At 39.5% G+C, this 18483-nt stretch carries 18 protein-coding genes; 10 read left to right on the forward strand and 8 right to left on the reverse strand.

The window, feature by feature from the left end:
- Positions 1 to 3 precede the first annotated feature (3 nt).
- Together B4B65_RS16585 and B4B65_RS16590 are read left to right on the forward strand one after the other, a co-directional pair.
- Positions 4 to 2022, forward strand: a complete 2019-nt coding sequence (locus B4B65_RS16585; RefSeq protein ID WP_293917045.1) for a thioredoxin domain-containing protein — start codon at positions 4 to 6, stop codon at positions 2020 to 2022.
- Between the two features lie 20 nt (positions 2023 to 2042).
- Positions 2043 to 2540, forward strand: coding sequence for an FKBP-type peptidyl-prolyl cis-trans isomerase (locus B4B65_RS16590; protein ID WP_293917047.1), 498 nt, complete (start codon positions 2043 to 2045; stop codon positions 2538 to 2540).
- 76 nt (positions 2541 to 2616) lie between these two features.
- On the opposite strand, the gene mnmD is transcribed toward B4B65_RS16590, so the two are convergent.
- On the reverse strand, positions 2617 to 3282 hold the full coding sequence (mnmD, locus tag B4B65_RS16595) for a tRNA (5-methylaminomethyl-2-thiouridine)(34)-methyltransferase MnmD (RefSeq protein WP_293917048.1): 666 nt from the start codon (positions 3280 to 3282) through the stop codon (positions 2617 to 2619).
- 58 nt (positions 3283 to 3340) lie between these two features.
- Here mnmD and B4B65_RS16600 point away from each other — a divergent pair, with 58 nt between their 5' ends.
- Complete coding sequence (locus B4B65_RS16600) at positions 3341 to 4585, forward strand: dicarboxylate/amino acid:cation symporter (protein ID WP_293917050.1); 1245 nt, start codon at positions 3341 to 3343, stop codon at positions 4583 to 4585.
- A 43-nt stretch (positions 4586 to 4628) separates the two neighbouring features.
- On the opposite strand, the gene B4B65_RS16605 is transcribed toward B4B65_RS16600, so the two are convergent.
- The gene (locus B4B65_RS16605) at positions 4629 to 5576 is read right to left on the reverse strand and encodes a lipid A-modifier LpxR family protein (RefSeq protein ID WP_293917052.1); all 948 of its coding nucleotides are present in this window, start codon (positions 5574 to 5576) and stop codon (positions 4629 to 4631) included.
- A 194-nt stretch (positions 5577 to 5770) separates the two neighbouring features.
- Between B4B65_RS16605 and B4B65_RS16610 the strand changes: the two genes are divergently transcribed.
- From B4B65_RS16610 to B4B65_RS16625, 4 genes are all read left to right on the forward strand, one after another.
- Positions 5771 to 6190, forward strand: a complete 420-nt coding sequence (locus tag B4B65_RS16610; RefSeq protein WP_003011198.1) for a cytochrome c maturation protein CcmE — start codon at positions 5771 to 5773, stop codon at positions 6188 to 6190.
- Positions 6191 to 6215: 25 nt separating this feature from the next.
- On the forward strand, positions 6216 to 8684 hold the full coding sequence (locus B4B65_RS16615) for a heme lyase CcmF/NrfE family subunit (protein WP_293917055.1): 2469 nt from the start codon (positions 6216 to 6218) through the stop codon (positions 8682 to 8684).
- Positions 8681 to 9448 carry a Rossmann-like and DUF2520 domain-containing protein gene (locus B4B65_RS16620; RefSeq protein WP_293917057.1) on the forward strand — a complete coding sequence of 256 codons (768 nt, stop codon included), beginning with the start codon at positions 8681 to 8683 and terminating at the stop codon, positions 9446 to 9448. Before B4B65_RS16615 ends, B4B65_RS16620 begins: the two co-directional genes overlap by 4 nt.
- A 245-nt stretch (positions 9449 to 9693) precedes the next feature.
- Complete coding sequence (locus tag B4B65_RS16625; RefSeq protein WP_236582283.1) at positions 9694 to 11247, forward strand: FMN-binding glutamate synthase family protein; 1554 nt, start codon at positions 9694 to 9696, stop codon at positions 11245 to 11247.
- A 41-nt stretch (positions 11248 to 11288) separates the two neighbouring features.
- On the opposite strand, the gene B4B65_RS16630 is transcribed toward B4B65_RS16625, so the two are convergent.
- Positions 11289 to 11732 carry a MarR family winged helix-turn-helix transcriptional regulator gene (locus tag B4B65_RS16630; protein WP_232279827.1) on the reverse strand — a complete coding sequence of 148 codons (444 nt, stop codon included), beginning with the start codon at positions 11730 to 11732 and terminating at the stop codon, positions 11289 to 11291.
- A gap of 108 nt (positions 11733 to 11840) precedes the next feature.
- On the opposite strand from B4B65_RS16630, the gene B4B65_RS16635 reads away from it, so the two are divergent.
- Positions 11841 to 12239, forward strand: a complete 399-nt coding sequence (locus tag B4B65_RS16635; RefSeq protein ID WP_293917061.1) for a hypothetical protein — start codon at positions 11841 to 11843, stop codon at positions 12237 to 12239.
- Between the two features lie 15 nt (positions 12240 to 12254).
- Here B4B65_RS16635 and B4B65_RS16640 read toward each other — a convergent pair whose 3' ends face one another.
- Entirely contained in the window at positions 12255 to 13031 is a 777-nt protein-coding gene (locus B4B65_RS16640) for an amidohydrolase (RefSeq protein WP_003000590.1), read from the reverse strand.
- Between the two features lie 87 nt (positions 13032 to 13118).
- Positions 13119 to 14096, reverse strand: coding sequence for a polyprenyl synthetase family protein (locus tag B4B65_RS16645; protein ID WP_293917063.1), 978 nt, complete (start codon positions 14094 to 14096; stop codon positions 13119 to 13121).
- A gap of 150 nt (positions 14097 to 14246) precedes the next feature.
- On the opposite strand from B4B65_RS16645, the gene B4B65_RS16650 reads away from it, so the two are divergent.
- Both B4B65_RS16650 and B4B65_RS16655 read left to right on the forward strand, forming a co-directional pair.
- Positions 14247 to 15413 (forward strand): glycosyltransferase family 4 protein, encoded by a 1167-nt coding sequence (locus B4B65_RS16650; RefSeq protein WP_293917065.1) that lies wholly within the window; start codon positions 14247 to 14249, stop codon positions 15411 to 15413.
- Between the two features lie 9 nt (positions 15414 to 15422).
- Positions 15423 to 15752 carry a metal-sulfur cluster assembly factor gene (locus B4B65_RS16655; RefSeq protein WP_003000593.1) on the forward strand — a complete coding sequence of 110 codons (330 nt, stop codon included), beginning with the start codon at positions 15423 to 15425 and terminating at the stop codon, positions 15750 to 15752.
- A gap of 21 nt (positions 15753 to 15773) precedes the next feature.
- Here the strand turns inward: B4B65_RS16655 and B4B65_RS16660 are convergent, their stop codons facing one another.
- The 3 genes from B4B65_RS16660 to B4B65_RS16670 form a co-directional block, all read right to left on the reverse strand.
- On the reverse strand, positions 15774 to 17015 hold the full coding sequence (locus B4B65_RS16660) for a cation:proton antiporter (RefSeq protein WP_003000594.1): 1242 nt from the start codon (positions 17013 to 17015) through the stop codon (positions 15774 to 15776).
- Positions 17016 to 17031: 16 nt separating this feature from the next.
- Complete coding sequence (locus B4B65_RS16665) at positions 17032 to 17511, reverse strand: cation:proton antiporter regulatory subunit (protein WP_003000595.1); 480 nt, start codon at positions 17509 to 17511, stop codon at positions 17032 to 17034.
- A 155-nt stretch (positions 17512 to 17666) separates the two neighbouring features.
- Positions 17667 to 18446: an MBL fold metallo-hydrolase gene (locus tag B4B65_RS16670; RefSeq protein WP_201680611.1), complete on the reverse strand. Its 780-nt coding sequence runs from the start codon at positions 18444 to 18446 to the stop codon at positions 17667 to 17669.
- Positions 18447 to 18483 lie beyond the last annotated feature (37 nt).

Consider the following 18483-nt stretch of genomic DNA (forward strand, 5'->3'; position numbering starts at 1 on the left):
GCTATGTCGAATCAACTGCAATATGAACACTCTCCTTATTTAAAACAGCACGCCCATAATCCGGTACACTGGATGCCTTGGGGAGAAGAAGCCCTTACAAAAGCAAAAACAGAAAATAAACTTATTATTATCAGCATAGGTTATTCAGCCTGCCACTGGTGTCATGTTATGGAACGAGAAAGTTTCGAGAATGAGGCTATTGCGCAGACCATGAACAAGTTTTATATACCCATTAAAATAGATCGGGAAGAACGTCCGGACATTGACCAGATTTATATGACTGCGGTACAGCTGATGACCAATGCCGGTGGATGGCCGCTAAATTGTATCTGCCTGCCAGACGGAAGACCCATCTATGGCGGAACCTATTTTAAGCCTCATGACTGGCAGAATATTCTACTGCAGATTGCACAGATGTGGGAAGAACAACCACAGGTTGCTATAGAATATGCGACTAAATTAACCAATGGAATTCAGCAAAGTGAGCGATTACCAATAAATCCAATTCCGGATCAGTATAGCACAGCAGATTTATCAGCTATAATTACACCATGGGTAGCATTATTTGATACAAAAGACGGAGGGTACAACCGTGCTCCAAAATTTCCGTTACCCAATAACTGGATCTTTCTTTTACGCTACGGGGTACTCGCAGGGGATGAAAAAATTATCGATCATGTTCATTTTACCTTACAGAAAATGGCTTCCGGTGGCATTTATGATCAGATTGGCGGAGGCTTTGCACGCTATTCTGTCGATCCTTACTGGCATATACCTCATTTTGAAAAGATGCTGTATGACAACGGGCAACTGCTATCCCTGTTTGCAGAAGCCTATCAACAAAGACCATTGCCCTTTTATAAACGTGTAGTACAGGAAACTATACAATGGGCTAACCGCGAAATGCTGGCACATAATAATGGTTTTTACTGTGCACTGGATGCTGACAGTGAAGGAGTGGAAGGAAAATACTATTCTTTTTCTAAAAGTGAAATAGAGGATATATTGGGTGAAGATGCTCCATTGTTTATCCCCTACTTTAATATAACAGAGCAAGGAAACTGGGCAGAGGAATCAACCAATATTCCCATTCTTGATATCGATGCTGATCAAATGGCTTTGGATGCCGGATATTCAGCGGAAGAATGGGAGACCTGTTTAGCTGCCGCCAAAGAAAAACTATACCGTTACAGAGAGACCAGAGTCAGGCCGGGACTGGACCACAAGCAACTTGCCACGTGGAACGCTTTAATGTTAAAAGGATTAACAGATGCATACCGTGTCTTTGATAATTATTCCTATCTGGATACTGCAATAAAAAATGCGCATTTTATTCTGAATGAATTAATGAAAAGTGATGGCCGGATACTCCACCAGCCAAAGGATGCCAATCGGGAAATATTTGGATTTCTGGATGATTATGCCTTTACGACGGAAGCCTTCATTGCATTATATGAAGCCACATTTGATGAAAAATGGCTCGATCTGGCCAGGCAATTAGCTGATAAAGCATTAGAGTTGTTCTATGACAGCAACCAAAAAACCTTTTATTATACAGCAGATTCATCCGGAGAACTCATCGCCCGGAAAAGTGAAATTATGGATAATGTAATCCCCGCATCCACTTCCACCATAGTCCTTCAACTCAAAAAATTAGGCTTATTATTTGATAACGAAGACTATACTGCCGTAGCGGATCAACTTTTCGCAAATGTATTTCCGCAGCTCAAAACTTATGGATCCGCTTACTCCAACTGGAGCATTTATCTGCTTGAAGAAATATACGGTAACAATGAAATTGCCCTTGTTGGCGAAAATGCAGCTGTGTGGAGAAAGGAATTGGATCAGCACTATATTCCAAATAAAATTACATTAGGTGGAACAAAAAGTAAACTTCCTTTGTTATTAAATAGACAAGGTATTGGATCAAAAGCATACCTTTGTAAAAATAAAACCTGCAGTCTTCCACAGGATTCGATTGCATCAATACTGAATTTACTCAATGATAACGGGAATGATTAGTTTCCCATAATTTAATTCTAATGGCAATAGCAACAAACAACGTTGTAACATTAACTTACACACTTCACACGGTTAAAAACGGTGAAAAAACTTTCGTAGAACAAACCAGCAATGAAAATCCTTTGGATTTCTTGTATGGTGTTGGCATGATGCTTCCAAAATTTGAAGAAAATATTGCAGGTCTGAATGTTGGTGATAAAATTGATTTTGAACTTGCTCCGGAAGACGCTTATGGCGAAAAAGACGAGCGTGCAATTGCACAATTACCAGCTGACATGTTCAAAGAAACAGGTTTGCCTCCGGTAGGTGAAGTTCTGCCTTTACAGGACAATCAGGGCAACCAATTCCGTGCTGTAGTCGTAGAAGTTACTCCGGAAGCCGTAGTAGCAGATTTGAATCACCCAATGGCAGGTCAAACTTTGCATTTTGAAATTGAAATCCTTTCTGTTCGTCCGGCAACAGAAGAAGAATTGTCTCACGGTCATTCACATGGTCCGGATGGCACACACAGCCACTAATTCTTCGGAATAAAGCATAACGGGTCTGAATTACTTCAGACCCGTTTTTTCTTTACAGAAATTTATGACAGTGCGTCTAATACTTAATCGCTCTCAACATCTCTCTTTTCCCCGGAGCACCCGGAGCCTTTTCGATCTGAAAACCCAAAGCTTTCATACTTCGTTTCAGATTACCGGTAATAGCATAGGTCACAAACACACCTCCTGGTTTGATATATTGGGCGATATGTCCCAGAGCTTCATCAGACCACATTTCAGGTTGATGAACAGCAGCAAAAGCATCAAAATAGACAACATCAAATTGCTTATCCGAAGTAAAATCCATCAATAAAGTATCGGCAATATGCAGATTCATATTTTCCGTTACAGACAGACTTCTGTCTAAAGATTGGGTATAGTTCTCTGTAAAAGAATTCCATATTAACGGATCAACGTAAGCATTGTATCCCGTATCTTTAATTACACTCAATGGCAATGGATATCCTTCTATTCCCACATAGTCTACAAGAATATCGGAGCCAGAAACGTACTCAGCAGTCTGCAAAAAATTTAATCCGGTGCCAAATCCGATTTCCAAAACGGATACTTTTTGTAATCCGCTATGTTTTACATAAAAATCCAGTCCCATCTGTATAAATACATGCTTGCTTTCCTGCAATGCTCCATGCTTAGAGTGATAACACTCTCCTATTTCTGCATTAAATAATGTTTTCGAACCGTCGCCTGTTATAACAAAATCCATTTCCCTAAAATTTTAACAAAACTAAAACAAAAAAAACCTATTTTTATTCCAAACACCAATGGAAAACGCAAATAAATCATTTATAGAAAATTATGGCAGCATTCTTTTGCTGTTGTTAGGTATTATAATAGGCTGCCTTATTGGCATCTTTGCTAAAGACATTGTCCCTTATATCAAGCCTTTAGGAGACATCTTTCTGAATTTGCTGTTTGTTTCCATTATACCTTTAATTTTCTTTGCTATTTCTTCCTCAGTTGCCAATATTGAAGGCAACCAAAGACTAGGGCGTATTATGGGGGTTATGGCAGCAGTATTTCTAGTCACCATTATTATTGCTGCGATCAGTATGATTATTGTGCTGAAACTCTTCCCTATCGACCAGGTTGTAAGTTCGGATCCGACAGCCACATCCCCGCTGATGGACAACAAAGAATCCTGGGGGGATCGTATTGTACGTTTCCTGACAGTAGGAGAATTTTCGAATCTGTTGTCCCGCCAGAGTATGCTTGCATTTGTAATTTTCTCATTTTTGGTAGGAATAGCGGCAAGAAAAGCAGATGAAAAAGCCAAATCCTTTATCGTATTCCTCAATGCAGGTAATGAAGTGATGAAGAATTTATTGATTATGATTATGAAATTAGCACCTGTCGGCCTGGGGGCTTATTTTGCATTTCAGGTTTATGATCTGGGACCTAAATTATTCGATATCTATGCCAAACCTATGGGTATATATTATGGATATGGTATTATCTATTTCTTTCTGTTTTTCACCATTTATACTTTTATTGCCAATGGCAGAAAAGGAGTAAACTCTTATTGGAAAAACAATATACTGCCGACTTTTACAGCCTTATCGACATGTAGTAGTCTGGCAACTATGCCTGTCAACCTAAGCGCTTCGCCAAAAATGGGAATTCCGCCTTCAGTCGCAAACGTAGTGATTCCATTAGGTACAACATTACATAAACATGGTTCAGCCCTGTCCTCTATTCTGAAAATATATGTAGCTTTTGTATTGATGGGGTGGAATTTTTTCGATCCTGCAACATTGATTACAGCAGTAGGCATCACCGTATTGGTTAGTATTGTTGCCGGTGGAATACCCAATGGCGGATATATAGGAGAAATGCTGATGATATCTGTATATGGATTACCGACGGAGGCTATCCCGGCTGTCATGATTATCGGAACATTAGTGGATCCGCTGGCAACAGTTCTGAATGCCACAGGAGATACCATGGCTGCGATGCTTGTTACCCGGTTTTCCGGAGAAAAATTTACAAATCAGGAACCTATAACATAAGTTGCTTAGTACTATTTTTCAGAATATTCCAGGGAAATGCCTGCTAAAAGCGGAGACCTAACCGTATCGTCCCATACTGATGATTAGAGTACATTTTCTTTCCTTCTTTTGTATTAAACACAAATCCAGCATCTACATAGATCTTTCTATTTGACCATGCACCGCCAATATAGTGTTTCATAATATAGGGTTCTATTTCATAAAACTTTTGTTTATCCCGGGCAAACGGACCTCCCTGAATAGTTGCATTATAAAGTTGATAGGTGTAGGATGGGGTATAAAAAAAGTAATACTCATTATCCGTATTTAAAAATCCGCCAGTTCTTGTAAAATGAGAAGTATAATAATCTGCCAGCTTTCCAAAGCGCAATGTAGCCTGAACAGAGGCATGTGAAAAGGCCATCCCGGCGCGTAATGTGCCGCCACCCGACAGCTCTAGCTTATTTGAAGCACTTCTCCATATTTTTTTGGAAAGCTTACCCTCTACATCTGCTCCTACAGAAGTATTCAGTTCAGATGCCCAGCTTTCCACTTCATACATGGATAGTAATCGATGTACATATTTCTGAACCTCCTTACCTTTAGCACCTTTTCCTATAACATTTACTTCCGCTTTAGCTGTCCACACCCATTCATCTCCATAAACGCGCTGAAACTCCCCATTCAGAAATAAGTAAGCCGTAGAGGGCCTGTCCCAGTACAAAGAGTTCCCGGCCTGTACCTCAATACCGTTGTACAACTGATGTCCCAGTTGAAAGGAGAGTATATCCGTTCGCCTGTTACGTGCCTGCTGCAAGGGAACGGTGTAAGTAATAATCAATCCATTGGTATAATACCTATCCTGCCCGTTCATCAGATACACATCATTGTCACTCTGAAATTCCAGCAAATGCGGAAGACGTTCCTGCGAAAATGCAGATGACAGAAACGTGGTGAACACAACAAACCCGATAGAAAAGCGACAAATAAATCTATTAATCTTAAAAAGCATTGTAATATTTCGGATATAGGTCCACTAATATGGCAAGTTAAATATTTTATCCAAATTAGAATATCACCTAAGTGTTAAAAAAGAGCATTTTAGTTAATCTGTTTAAAATAATTCTAAATAAGGTCCAGAATTTGGTTTTTTACTTACTTCCATTCGTATTTCGTAATTTTGCAGTTGATTTAGTGCATTTAAAAATGAAAAAGAGTTCGATCATATTAATTATCATCATTGCGATTGCAATAGCCATGATCTTAGTGATTTACACAGATTCCAGTACATATTCCACGTTCACACAAGCGAAAGAGAAAAAGACTGAACTGTATGTTGTCGGCGTTTTGAATAAGGAGAAACAACTCCATTATGAGCCAACTAAAGATGCCAATCACTTTTCGTTCTATATGTATGACAATGACAGTACCGAATGTCAGGTCGTATTTAACGGTGCAAAACCGCAGGATATCGAACGTTCAGAACAAATTGTATTAACAGGAAAAATGGAAGGAAACATTTTTCATGCAAGTAAAATACTTATGAAGTGTCCTTCCAAATACAATCAGGATCAGATAGAAGTAACTGAATCTGCCGCTACTCCAAAAACAGCATCTATACAATAATTAGAAGTATCATTTATCTTAAACAATGGACGTAAATTACGTTGGTGAACACCTACTACCGGGCAAAATAGGACAATTCTTTGTTATCCTTGCTTTTGGTTCGGCACTTTTATCATTTATCAGCTACTATTTTTCTACACGGAATCCGGAAGACAGTTCCTGGAAAAGAATAGCAAGAATAGGCGTCTGGGTAAATGCTGCATCTGTTGTCGCTATCGGAGCGATGTTGTTTTATATTATTTACAATCATCTCTTTGAATACCATTATGCCTGGTCGCATTCGTCCAAAGCACTTCCAACACATTATATTATTTCCAGCTTTTGGGAAGGTCAGGAAGGAAGCTTCTGGCTATGGACATTCTGGCAAGTTGTTCTTTCCAGCATACTATTGTTTAAAGCAAAGACATGGGAAAGTCCGGTTATGACTTTTGTCATGCTTTGTCAGGCATTTCTGGCCTCTATGCTGCTAGGTATAGAATTATTTGGCTACAGAGTAGGAAGCTCGCCTTTCATCCTGTTAAGAAATGCACTTGAAGCTCCGATTTTCAGCGATCCGAACTATCTGTCAATGATAGCTGACGGAAATGGATTAAATCCGCTTTTACAAAACTATTGGATGGTTATCCACCCTCCTACCCTTTTTCTGGGCTTTGCATCCATGATTGTTCCATTCGCTTACGCTGCTGCAGGACTTTGGACTAAACGCTATAAAGAATGGATCGTACCAGGATTGCCATGGGGGATGTTTGCTGTAATGATTCTTGGAGTAGGTATTATTATGGGTTCATTCTGGGCGTATGAAGCACTTAATTTTGGAGGTTTCTGGGCCTGGGATCCGGTAGAGAATGCATCCATTATTCCATGGTTTACCCTTATTGCGGCCGTACACGTTATGGTAGCCTATAAAAACTCCGGCCATTCTTACTTTACAGCTACTTTTTTAGCTTTGGTCAGCTTTGTACTTGTAATCTACGCATCATACCTTACAAGAAGTGGTATTTTGGGCGAAACATCCGTACACTCTTTTACGAGTCTTGGAATGTCCAGTCAGCTCATCGTATTCAATGTGGCATTCTTAGCTATCATGGTCATATTACTGGTCGTGCGTAAAAAAGAAATGCCGAGCTCACAAAAAGAAGAAGATATCTATTCGCGCGAATTCTGGTTGTTTATAGGAGCCTTAGTATTAACGGTAGCCTGTGTACAGATTATCTCTACGACATCCATACCGGTATACAATGCTATATTCAAAACTGACGTAGCACCTCCGATAGATCCTATACCTCATTATAATAAGTGGCAGGGAGCTTTTGCAGTAGTGGTACTAATCCTTACTGCATTCACACAGTTTCTTAAATACAAACGTACCGATTCCAGAAAATTTTTCGCAGCAACTGTCGCCTCCCTGATTATTGCATTATTGCTTACAGCCGGTATTGTCTATATCACTAAAATATACAGCAATTTCATGTATATCCTGATTGCATTTGCCAGCATATTCAGTGTTCTTGCCAATCTGCGCATTCTCGGAGATGCTTTCAAAGGAAAATGGAGATTAGCCGGATCGGCAGTGGCGCATATCGGATTTGCACTACTTGTATTAGGCGCATTGGTGGCAGCAGCTACCAATCAGGTTATTTCGGTAAACAACAGTGGGTATATAGCTGTTGCAGGATTTGATAAAGTTGAAAAACCCGGAGAAAACCTGTTCCTTACAGAAGGAGAACCCGTTCAAATGGGAGAATATCGTCTGACATATATCGGGGATAGTGTAGCCAGTCCAAATGTCTTCTACAAGATCAAATATGAAAAACTGGATGAAGAGACAGGAAAAGTAAAAGAAGATTTTGTACTGATGCCGTTTGCACAGAACAACCCTAAAATGGGAGGGTTGATCGGTACACCATCGACTAAGCACTACATCACGCATGATATTTATACGCTGATCACAGCTGCACAGGCCGACACGCAATCCCAGGCAGCAGGCAAGGATAAAGATGAAAAATCCAGTTTTGATGATTACGAAGAGCCTGCAACTTATCAGGTGAATATAGGCGATACGCTACGCTATCGGAATGGCTATTTCGTCATTGAAGGTGTCAATAAGAATGCAACATTGAATAAGATTCCAAAAGCTCCTGAAGATGTACTGGTAGGTCTGAAAATAAAGGTTGTATCTAAGAATGATAAAAAATATGAAGCTGAGCCGATATTTCTGATTAAGGGCGGAAATACATTTGACTTCAATAAAGATATCGAAGAAGAAGGATTAAGATTCCGGTTCACCAATATTATTCCTCAACAGGATAAACTGGAAATCATGGTATATCAGAAGCCTTTGCCTGAGAAAAAATGGATTGTATTCAAAGCGATCAAGTTCCCGTATATCAACTTTTTCTGGTGCGGAACGATTGTCATGACGATCGGTTTCATTATGTCGATTTATCGCCGAATCAAAGACGAAAAAGTAAAAAAACAACCTGCTAAAGCATGAAAATCGTAATCCTCGGAAGCGGCAATGTAGCGAATCATTTTGCCCTTCGCTTTGATCAGTTAGGATATCAGATCGTACAGGTATATAGTCGTCGTAAAGCCAATGCTCAAGCATTGGCTTTACGCTTTAATGCTATTGCTACAGATGATCTCGATACGGTAGACAGATTTGCAGATCTTTACGTGATTGCTGTAAGTGACGAGGCCATTCCCGAAGTAGCAGCGCATTTGCCCGCAGATATAGACGGAATAGTTGTTCACACATCTGGAGCTACAGACTTAAGTATTTTACAGGTATTTACGCATTCGGGAGTATTGTATCCGGTACAAAGCATTTCCAAGAATATAGAAACAGATTTTGCACAGATTCCAATTGGAGTAGAAGCTAATGATACCAGTACTATGGAAAGCTTGTGGAAAATTGCGAAAGCACTATCTGATCATGCATTCGAGTGTAATAGTAAGCAGCGTATGGCTTTACACGTATCAGCCGTAATCGTAAACAATTTCTCCAACATCCTCTATCAGCTCTCCTATGAGATTATGCAGGATAATAATTTATCTTTCGGACTCCTTCTTCCCATTATACAGGAGACTGCTAAAAAAGTGCAAAATAAGCCGCCAATTGATGGACAAACCGGCCCGGCAATACGAAATGACAATATTACGATAAATAAGCATTTAAACTTTCTCAGAGAGAATCCTCCCCTGCAAACAATCTATCAACAATTGACATTGGAAATTGCCAAAAGAAGAGACAAGTAATCGTTTCATTGCAAATCAAACAAATCTTTTCATAACCGTTCAAATATTTCTTTTTGAACAGTATACTTTCTAATTTTGTTGCTTTATTCATTGAAGGAATGGCAACTTATAACGTTGCTATTTTAGCATTCAATTTTAAAATTTATGCTTTTACCAACATTTATAATTCCACACCACAACTTGCTAGCGTAAATCTTAGCACCCTATTTGCTATAACAATAACAAACTTTATAACATCATAGATTATGCCTGTTAGAAATCTAATCATCGGAACCATTGCTTTAGTTAATTTCATTATCATTTCCTTTGGACTGATTTTCACTTCCAACTGGTTTTGGCTATTAATTATTCCATTTCCAATGCTACTGATCGCTGTGTACCACACGATCCAAACTAAACATGCGATTTTGAAAAACTATCCATTGGTTGGATATTTCAGATTTTTCTTCGAATCTATTCGTCCGGAAATGAGACAATATTTTTGGGAATCAGATACAGATGGTCGTCCTTTCAGCAGACGTCAGCGTTCTATCGTGTATCAACGTGCAAAAAATGAACGGGAAACGGTAGCTTTCGGAATGCAGAGTGATCCCAATGCTATTGGCAATGAATGGGTGGCACACTCCGTTTTCCCTTGCCATATCAACAATCACGACCTGCGCACCACAGTAGGTAACTCACAATGTAAACAGCCTTACAGCCTTAGCGTATTTAATATCTCGGCTATGAGTTACGGTGCATTAAGTAAAACAGCTATTACAGCCCTGAATAAAGGAGCCGGATTACAAAATTTTGCACATAATACAGGTGAGGGTGGTATCAGTGAATATCACGTAAATGGCGGAGATCTGATCTGGCAGGTCGGAACGGGTTATTTTGGATGTCGTAATGAGGACGGTAAATTTGACGATAAGCTTTTTGAAGAAAAATCAAATCGTCCTTATGTAAAAATGGTGGAGTTAAAACTATCTCAGGGAGCTAAACCGGGTCACGGAGGTATATTGCCCGCAGCCAAAAACACACCTGAGATCGCAGCGATTCGTCATGTCATACCAGGTACAGATGTAATGTCGCCACCGGCGCACAGCGCATTTTCTACACCGGAAGAAATGATGTTGTTCATTCAGCACATGCGTGATCTTTCAAATGGTAAACCAATTGGGTTTAAAATATGTATAGGAGATAAGCAGGAATTCATTGACATCTGTCATGCTATGCAGATTACTCAGATTGTACCCGACTTCATCTCGATCGACGGATCCGAAGGGGGTACAGGAGCTGCACCTCTTGAATTCACCGACAACCTTGGTATGCCTTTATATGATGCTTTGACATTTGTCACTAAGACATTAATTGCATTCGGATTGAAGAAACACATCAAAATTTTGGTCTCTAGCCGTATTGTAACCGGATTTGATTTACTTAAAGCGATTGCTTTGGGAGCAGATGCATGTTACAGTGCCAGAGGAATGATGTTCGCATTGGGTTGCATACAAGCACTGAAATGTAACGAAGATGTGTGTCCGGTAGGAGTTGCAACTCAAAAACCAAATCTTTACAAAGGATTGGATGTCGAAAATAAATATGTACGTGTAGCGCAGTTCCATCGCAATACATTACGCGCAACTGTAGAAATTATGGAGGCCTGTGGTTTTAAAACATTAAACGATGTTTCAGCAGACAAGTTTTTCCGTAAGGTAGATAACAGAACGACAATGAGTTTTGAAGAAATCTATTTTGGATCTGAAGGAAAGCTGATCAACAGTCATACTGATTTTGCTCCTAAAGTGTTCAACTAAGTAAAAAACAAAAGCCCAGTTCTAAGAATTGGGCTTTTGTTTTATTTGAGGTTAACGTACACTTTGGAAAGTGTATCGTGAGCACTGTGAATCGCTTCAGGCGATACCCCCGTCAGAGCTTCAGAAATTGTTTTCGAAGCCTGCTCCAGTCCTTTATGCTTTATTTGACGACCGGATTTAGTCAGATAGATTAAATTAGATCTGCGATCTCCCCTATCATTCACTCTGATCACTAAATTCAGCTTTTCCAGATTGTTGATCAATCTCGTCACACTAGGCTTGTCCCGAAAGGTGCGGTTTGCCAGTTCTTGCTGTGTCAGGCCCTCTTCCTGCCACAGATTGTAAAGAATGCTCCATTGTTCTGCGGTGATATTAATCCCCGATTCCTTCAGGTTTTGCTGCAATCTTCTGGTAAGCGCGGTTGTCGCCTTACCCGTCAGAAAATTAAAAAAATCTTCTGTGTAAATAGCCTCATTGGTAATCATGGTTTTGGTTTGGTTTAAGTTGTTTATGCAAATAAAACAAATCGGTTTTACATTAGCAATTAAAAACATTACTTTTATTACATCTAATATTCTTATCTTTAAAGATATATGGAGCAATTTTTCCCCTTACTGATTGGTTTAGCAGTTTTTGCTTATAAAATTTACGAGAATTTTAATAAGCAAAAAAAAGAGGCAGAGCAACGCATGCGTCAGCAAAAAAGACCTGTGCAACAGCAGTATAGCCCAAAACCTGTTCCTGCAACACCTCCTCCTCCACCAGTTGTAAAAAAAGAAAAGTACAGCACTATGAGTCACCAAAAGGCTGCTCAGGCTAACAATGAAGTTCCATTGGAAGTATTGAAACTAAGAGAGGAAAGAGAACGTATGAAATCGGATAAAAAGATACATGTTCCGATTCCTGTATCAGCATCAAAGGAAGAGAAAGTAGTTTTTGACCTGAGACAGGCCGTAATCCAGCAAGCTATACTGGAAAGACCTTATCAATAAGCCCTGAAACCTTTTTTATTTAAGTAAGAAATCGTCCCCGTCTTTCAGAAATGGAAATTCAGCTCTTGCTGTAATCAGATCTTTAGGATTGAGTGTAAATGTATACAGATCCTCATCTTCAGGTTTGTAATAGACTACATCTCCCATTGGTGAGATACACATAGAGCCACCGGAATAATAGATTTCATTACCATCATAACCAACCCTGTTGACACCGATTACAAACGCTTGATTTTCAATAGCTCTCGCCGGGATCAGACTTCTCCAATGTCCCGAACGCTTATCCGGCCAGCTGGCTATGTATACTAATAAATCGTATGCTTCATTCTGATTGCGGGACCATACCGGGAAGCGAAGGTCATAACAGATCATCGGACAGATCTTCCAACCTTTTAATTGTAAAATAACACGCTGATTACCAGGTTCAAAATACTGATCTTCGCCTGCCATCCCGAAAAGATGCCTTTTATCATATTTGACAAAACTTCCATTCGGAGACATCCACACAAACCGGTTATAATACTTTCCTTCTTCCTGAATAATAAGAGATCCTGCGACTACACAATCAAATTTCTTAGACATTTCATAAAGCCAGTGCATAGTAGGGCCATCCATGGTTTCTGCACATTTTTCTACATTATTTGTAAATCCTGTGTTGAACATTTCCGGCAATAAGATCAAGTCCGTCTTCTCCCGTAGTGAAGATAACCTGAGCTCGAGGTTATTAAGGTTCTTCTCTACATTCTCCCAAAATAAATATGCTTGAAATATAGTAATCTTTATTGTCTCCATGTATGCCTTTCGATGCGCTTTATTTAACTATTTGATTGTTTTTACAATATGGTAAAAATAGCCGATTTATCATAATTAAAAATTATGTTATTGAATTCGGTTCAATAGATTCTCTGCTAATGTGATCAACTCAGCCTTTCTTTCTGAAGGTACATTGATTTTTGCTAATGTATCAAAAGCGAGCGTTGTAAAATATTCTTTCTTTTTATTAGCTAACGTCGAAATATCGTATTTAGCGTAAAATTGTTTCATTAATTCCACCTTGTCCGGTTCCTGTTCAAGATCTGCAGCCAAAAGATTCTGAATATGAGGAAGATCCGTCCCGGAAGCATATTCCAGCAATTTAATCAGTAAAAATGTCTTCTTATTTGCAATGATATCTCCCCCCACTTGCTTACCAAAGGTTTCGGGATCTCCATACACATCCAGAATATCATCCTGAAGCTGAAAGGCAATACCTACATTTACTCCAAAGTCGTAAATCAATTCCTGTTGCTCAACGGATGCTTGTGCAATAATTGCTCCCATACGAAGTGCCCCTCCAAGTAATACGGAAGTTTTAAGCCTGATCATATGCAGATATTGTTGCTCTGTCACCTGATCCAGCGATTCAAAATCCATATCCAGTTGCTGTCCTTCACAGACTTCAGTGGCTACTTTATTGAATGTAGTAAGCAGATCCGGCAGATTTTCTTTGGGACATTTGGCAACTTGTTCATATGCCTTCACTAATAAGCCATCCCCCGAAAGAATAGCAACACTGTCATTCCATTTTTCATGTACGGTCAACTGACCTCTTCTCAGCGGAGCTTTATCCATAATATCATCATGGATCAGTGAAAAATTATGAAAATACTCTATGGCCAAAGCAGCAGGTACTACTTTTCCCATATCTTCCTCCCCGAATAGCTGAGCACCCATCAATGTCAGTACTGGTCGTACCTGTTTACCTTTTAAAGTCAGGATATAACGGATAGGATCATACATATTTGCTGGTTCCAGCGGAAAAACCGCAGAGGTAAGTGCTTCTTGAACGTAACGGGAAAGAGTGATACTTGTATTCATAGTTTTTCGTTGTACCTGCGAAGATAATAATTAGTCAGCAGTATTAGGTATCCGGTATTACATAGACTATCCCTTCACTAACAGAATTATTAGGACAAACACCTGTAGTCCCGTTTTTAATTTCTAATTTTAACTTTTGATTCTATCGTTTTGCGTATTCTAATTATTCATAATCATTATCAGGATCTTGGAGGAGAAGACACCGTCTTCCATCAGGAAGCATTGGCCTTGCAGGAAACGGATGAAGTATTTACCTTGACCTTTACAAATAAAAAAGGCATAAAAGGATTATTTCAATTTCTGCTGAGCCCCTGGAATATTTTTGCAGCACAGAAAGTAAAGAGGAAAATAAAAGAAGTAAATCCGGATATTATCCACTTTCATAATACACAATACGCATGTGGTCCGCTAGCCATACGCTATGCAAAAAAAAGTGGTAAAGCGCTGGTAATGTCTTTGCATAATTTCAGATTGTTATGTCCCTCAGCTACTCTTTTCTACAGAAATAACTTATTCACAGATAGTATCAACCAAAATTTCCCCTGGACCGCAGTACGGAATAAAGTATTGGATCATTCCCTGTTGAAGACGTTCTGGACAGCTTTCAGCTATTGGTTTCATCGTAAGTCAGGCACCTGGAATTTGATAGACCGGTATATGGTACTGGCCGAATTCTCAAGAAAACTGTTTATCAGCAGTACCTTGCCTGTCGACCATAATAAGTTTGTAGTGAAACCAAACTTCTTTGATCCAATAGCACTTACACAAACGGCAAACAGAGAGGACCACTTTCTTTATATCGGTCGTCTGTCTTCTGAAAAGGGCATTATCAATCTGCTTCAGGCACTTTCGGGTACCCCGGTCAAATTAAAGATCGCAGGTACAGGACCTCAGTTACCTGAGGTGAAGGAGCATATCGCTCATAATCCTAATTTGACTTATCTGGGCTTACTCAACAAGTCCGAAATAGCAAATGAGCTGGCAACATGCAAAGCATTAATGGTTCCTTCCGTATGTTATGAAGGAGGTGTACCCATTACCATATTAGAGGCCATGAGTTATTACACACCTGTATTGGCAAGTAATATTGGGGCTATTCCGGATATTATAAAATCAGGAGAAACAGGCTTTTTATTTGATCCACAGACAGCACAATCGGTACAGGATAGTATTGCTCAGCTTAATTTATTATCAGAAGAACAGCATAAAGATCTGGTGCAGCAGGCTTACCGGGTATATGAAGGTCATTTCACTCGTGACATTGTGATTAGAAAACTGCGCTCAGAATATCAAAACCTTATAGCAATTAAGTCGTAACTTTGCATTATGAGTATCATTTTTTTAGACAGATTAAATCTGGGTCCGGAGATTCAGAAGGTACTGGAGACCATTTATGATCCGGAATTAAAACCAGCCAACATTGTAGATCTGGGATTGATCTATGAAGTTATCACAAAAGAGGACGGTACTGCTAAGATCGTCATGACGCTGACTGCTCCGGGTTGTCCTGTGGCAGGAGAAATTATGGACGAGGTTCAACGCAAAGTTGCCGGAATAGAAGGAGTAAAAGAAGCATTGGTAGAATTGACCTTTGATCCGCCATGGACTAAAGACATGATGACTGAAGAAGCAAAACTGGAACTGGGATTTTTATAGCAGTGCATAAGACAAATTGTCTTATGCCTCCTGATTCCCTTCCAGATCACTTAGTTTCTTGACTGGCTTAGCCTGTATCTGATCTTTGCCAAATAATTTGTTCCATATGTTTCTGGATTCTTTTGTAAATAAAGGAGAAACAATAGATAAGATCAGTACATAAACAACTACAAAAGACTGCAGAACGGGCAGTAATCCTCCTGCTTTACCTATATTCGCCATAATAATAGAGAACTCTCCTCTTGCAGATAAGGTAAAACCAATATCAAATGAAACACGTGGTTTCATTCCTGAAAATTTAGAAGCAAAATATCCGGAAACTAAGTTGCCCGCTATCGTAACAACTGCTGCTATCGCAGCCCACATCACCGCTCCGCCCAGCGACATCATATCTATCGACAATCCAAAACTAAAGAAGAACATCGCCCCAAAGAAATCTTTATAAGGCAGCACCATAGCTTCGATTTTCTTGATGTATTGTGAATCTGCCAGTACCAATCCGGCCATTAATGCACCGATAGCTTCAGCAACGTGGATTGTTTCTGAAAATCCCGCCACCAAAAACAGTAATGCAAAGATGAGCAGAATAAATAATTCAGAGGACTTTACCTGCAGCAACTTATCAATGGCAGGCACAAGCTTACGCCCTACAATGAGGAACACCAGAATAAAACCCAGCGCCAGCAGTGAAGTGCCGGCTACAGTCCAGAATGAGCTGCTTCCTGTTAGAATCAACCCCGAAAGAAACGAGATATGCATGGCTATAAACAGATCATCAAACATGATCATACCCATAATAACCTCTGTCTCCGGATTGGCGGTACGTTTCAGATCCGTCAATACTTTTGCGACAATAGCAGTAGAAGAACTGGTCATAATCCCGCAAAGAACCATTGTCTCTTTGAAAGGCATATCCATCAGCCAGCCTATAAGCAATCCCGATACAAAATTCAGCAGTACATATACTGTCCCTCCTGTAACAATAGATTTGCCCGACTTGATCAATCTTCCGACAGAAAATTCCAAACCCAGATAAAACAAGAGAAACAATACACCGAGACGTCCCATAAAATCAATAAAGGGCTTACTTTCGGTGAATGTCAGATCTACTATTCCAAACTGCGGAGCATGCTGCCCTAATACCATCCCTATCAATATAAAAAAAGGTATAACCGAGAACTTCAACTTGTTTGCAATAAAACCAACAATTGCAACAAGACCAACAGCGATACCGATTTCTAAAATAAGGGTAGTAGATAGCATAGAGTGAATTTAGTGATTAATGTAGGATTTCTTTAAGTGCTTTGATATTACTCCGTTTTCCGGCAATAACCAACGTAGTGCCCGGACTGATTTCATAATCGGGTCCTGGATTAATAACTGTATCCGTATCTCTGATACCCGCAATAATACTGGCACCTGTATTTTTACGGACAGCCAGTTCACCGATTGTTTTATTACAGCTTACATCTGTCCCTACGACCTTGTACCATTCTATTATCAAGTCATCTAATGCGACTTCGATAGTCTCTAAAGCCTTAGGTTTGTAGGATAATCCTCCTATAATACCAGCAACCTGTCTTGACTCTTCATCGGTAAGGGTCATCACACAGCGAGACTCATTCTCTTCCGCATCATAACGATAAAGTTCTCTTCGACCATCATCATGAATAACTACAACCATACTGTCTCCAGCATCCGTTTCTATTTGATACTTTTTACCAATACCAATAAGATCAGATTCTCTTACAATTGACATAATGTAAATGATTAGGGATAAAAAAAAGTAATAAAACGGCATTTACTTAAGACCCGTTTATTACAAATATAACCAAAAAATGCTTAAAATTAAAGATAAATAGTGCAGGATCACCCTGAAAAACACCAAAATGACCCTATGATGGATAAAACCGCTTATCTGGCTTCCACCAGTTTGTAGGTACCGTCTTCTTTCTGCTGACTTCTTCCTACTGCTATACTCTTGGAGTGATAAAACAGAAATACCCAATCGTTCGGAGCACCTTCTTCCCAATATTCCTGACGCAAATCTTTTGCTTTCCTGCCATCATAATCATACTTTGCTATATAATTATGAAATATTTCTTCAGGCTCAGGAAGTACATCACCACCAAAGAAATAATGCTCACCACCCGTTTCAATATGAAAAACCTGATGATGAGGGGTATGTCCTCCATTTCGCTCATAACTGATTTCATTATTCACGATTCCGTCCCCTTCTACCAGTACCAGATTTCCGCTACGTTGAATCACATCAAAGATATCCGTCTTGTAAGATGAAGAATTCCCGCTAAAGGCATCTTCCCATTCTCCACGCTGCACAATATACTCGGCCTCAGGGAATGCAATCCGTCCGACACCATCCTTAAATTCAACCATACCACCTGTATGATCTTTATGAAGATGGGACATCAGTACAAATTTTACATCTGATGGTTCAAAACCAAGTCTGCGTATATTATTATGGATAATCAGATTTCCGGCATTGTCTGTCTGTCCCAATCCCGCATCACACAAAATCAAGCCTGCTGAAGACTCAATCAGAAAGGGATGAACATGCACAAACATAGATCCCGGTCTGTCTTTGGGATCGTCCTTATTTTTATCAAACGGAATAAATTTTTTAGAGGAATCAACTGAAAAAGAGCCTTCAAAAAGCGAATTTGCCTGTATCATATTTATATACTTGGAAATATGGGAGTTATGATTTTAA

It is taken from the genome of Sphingobacterium sp. UBA5789, from assembly GCF_002418355.1.
Lineage (GTDB): Bacteria > Bacteroidota > Bacteroidia > Sphingobacteriales > Sphingobacteriaceae > Sphingobacterium.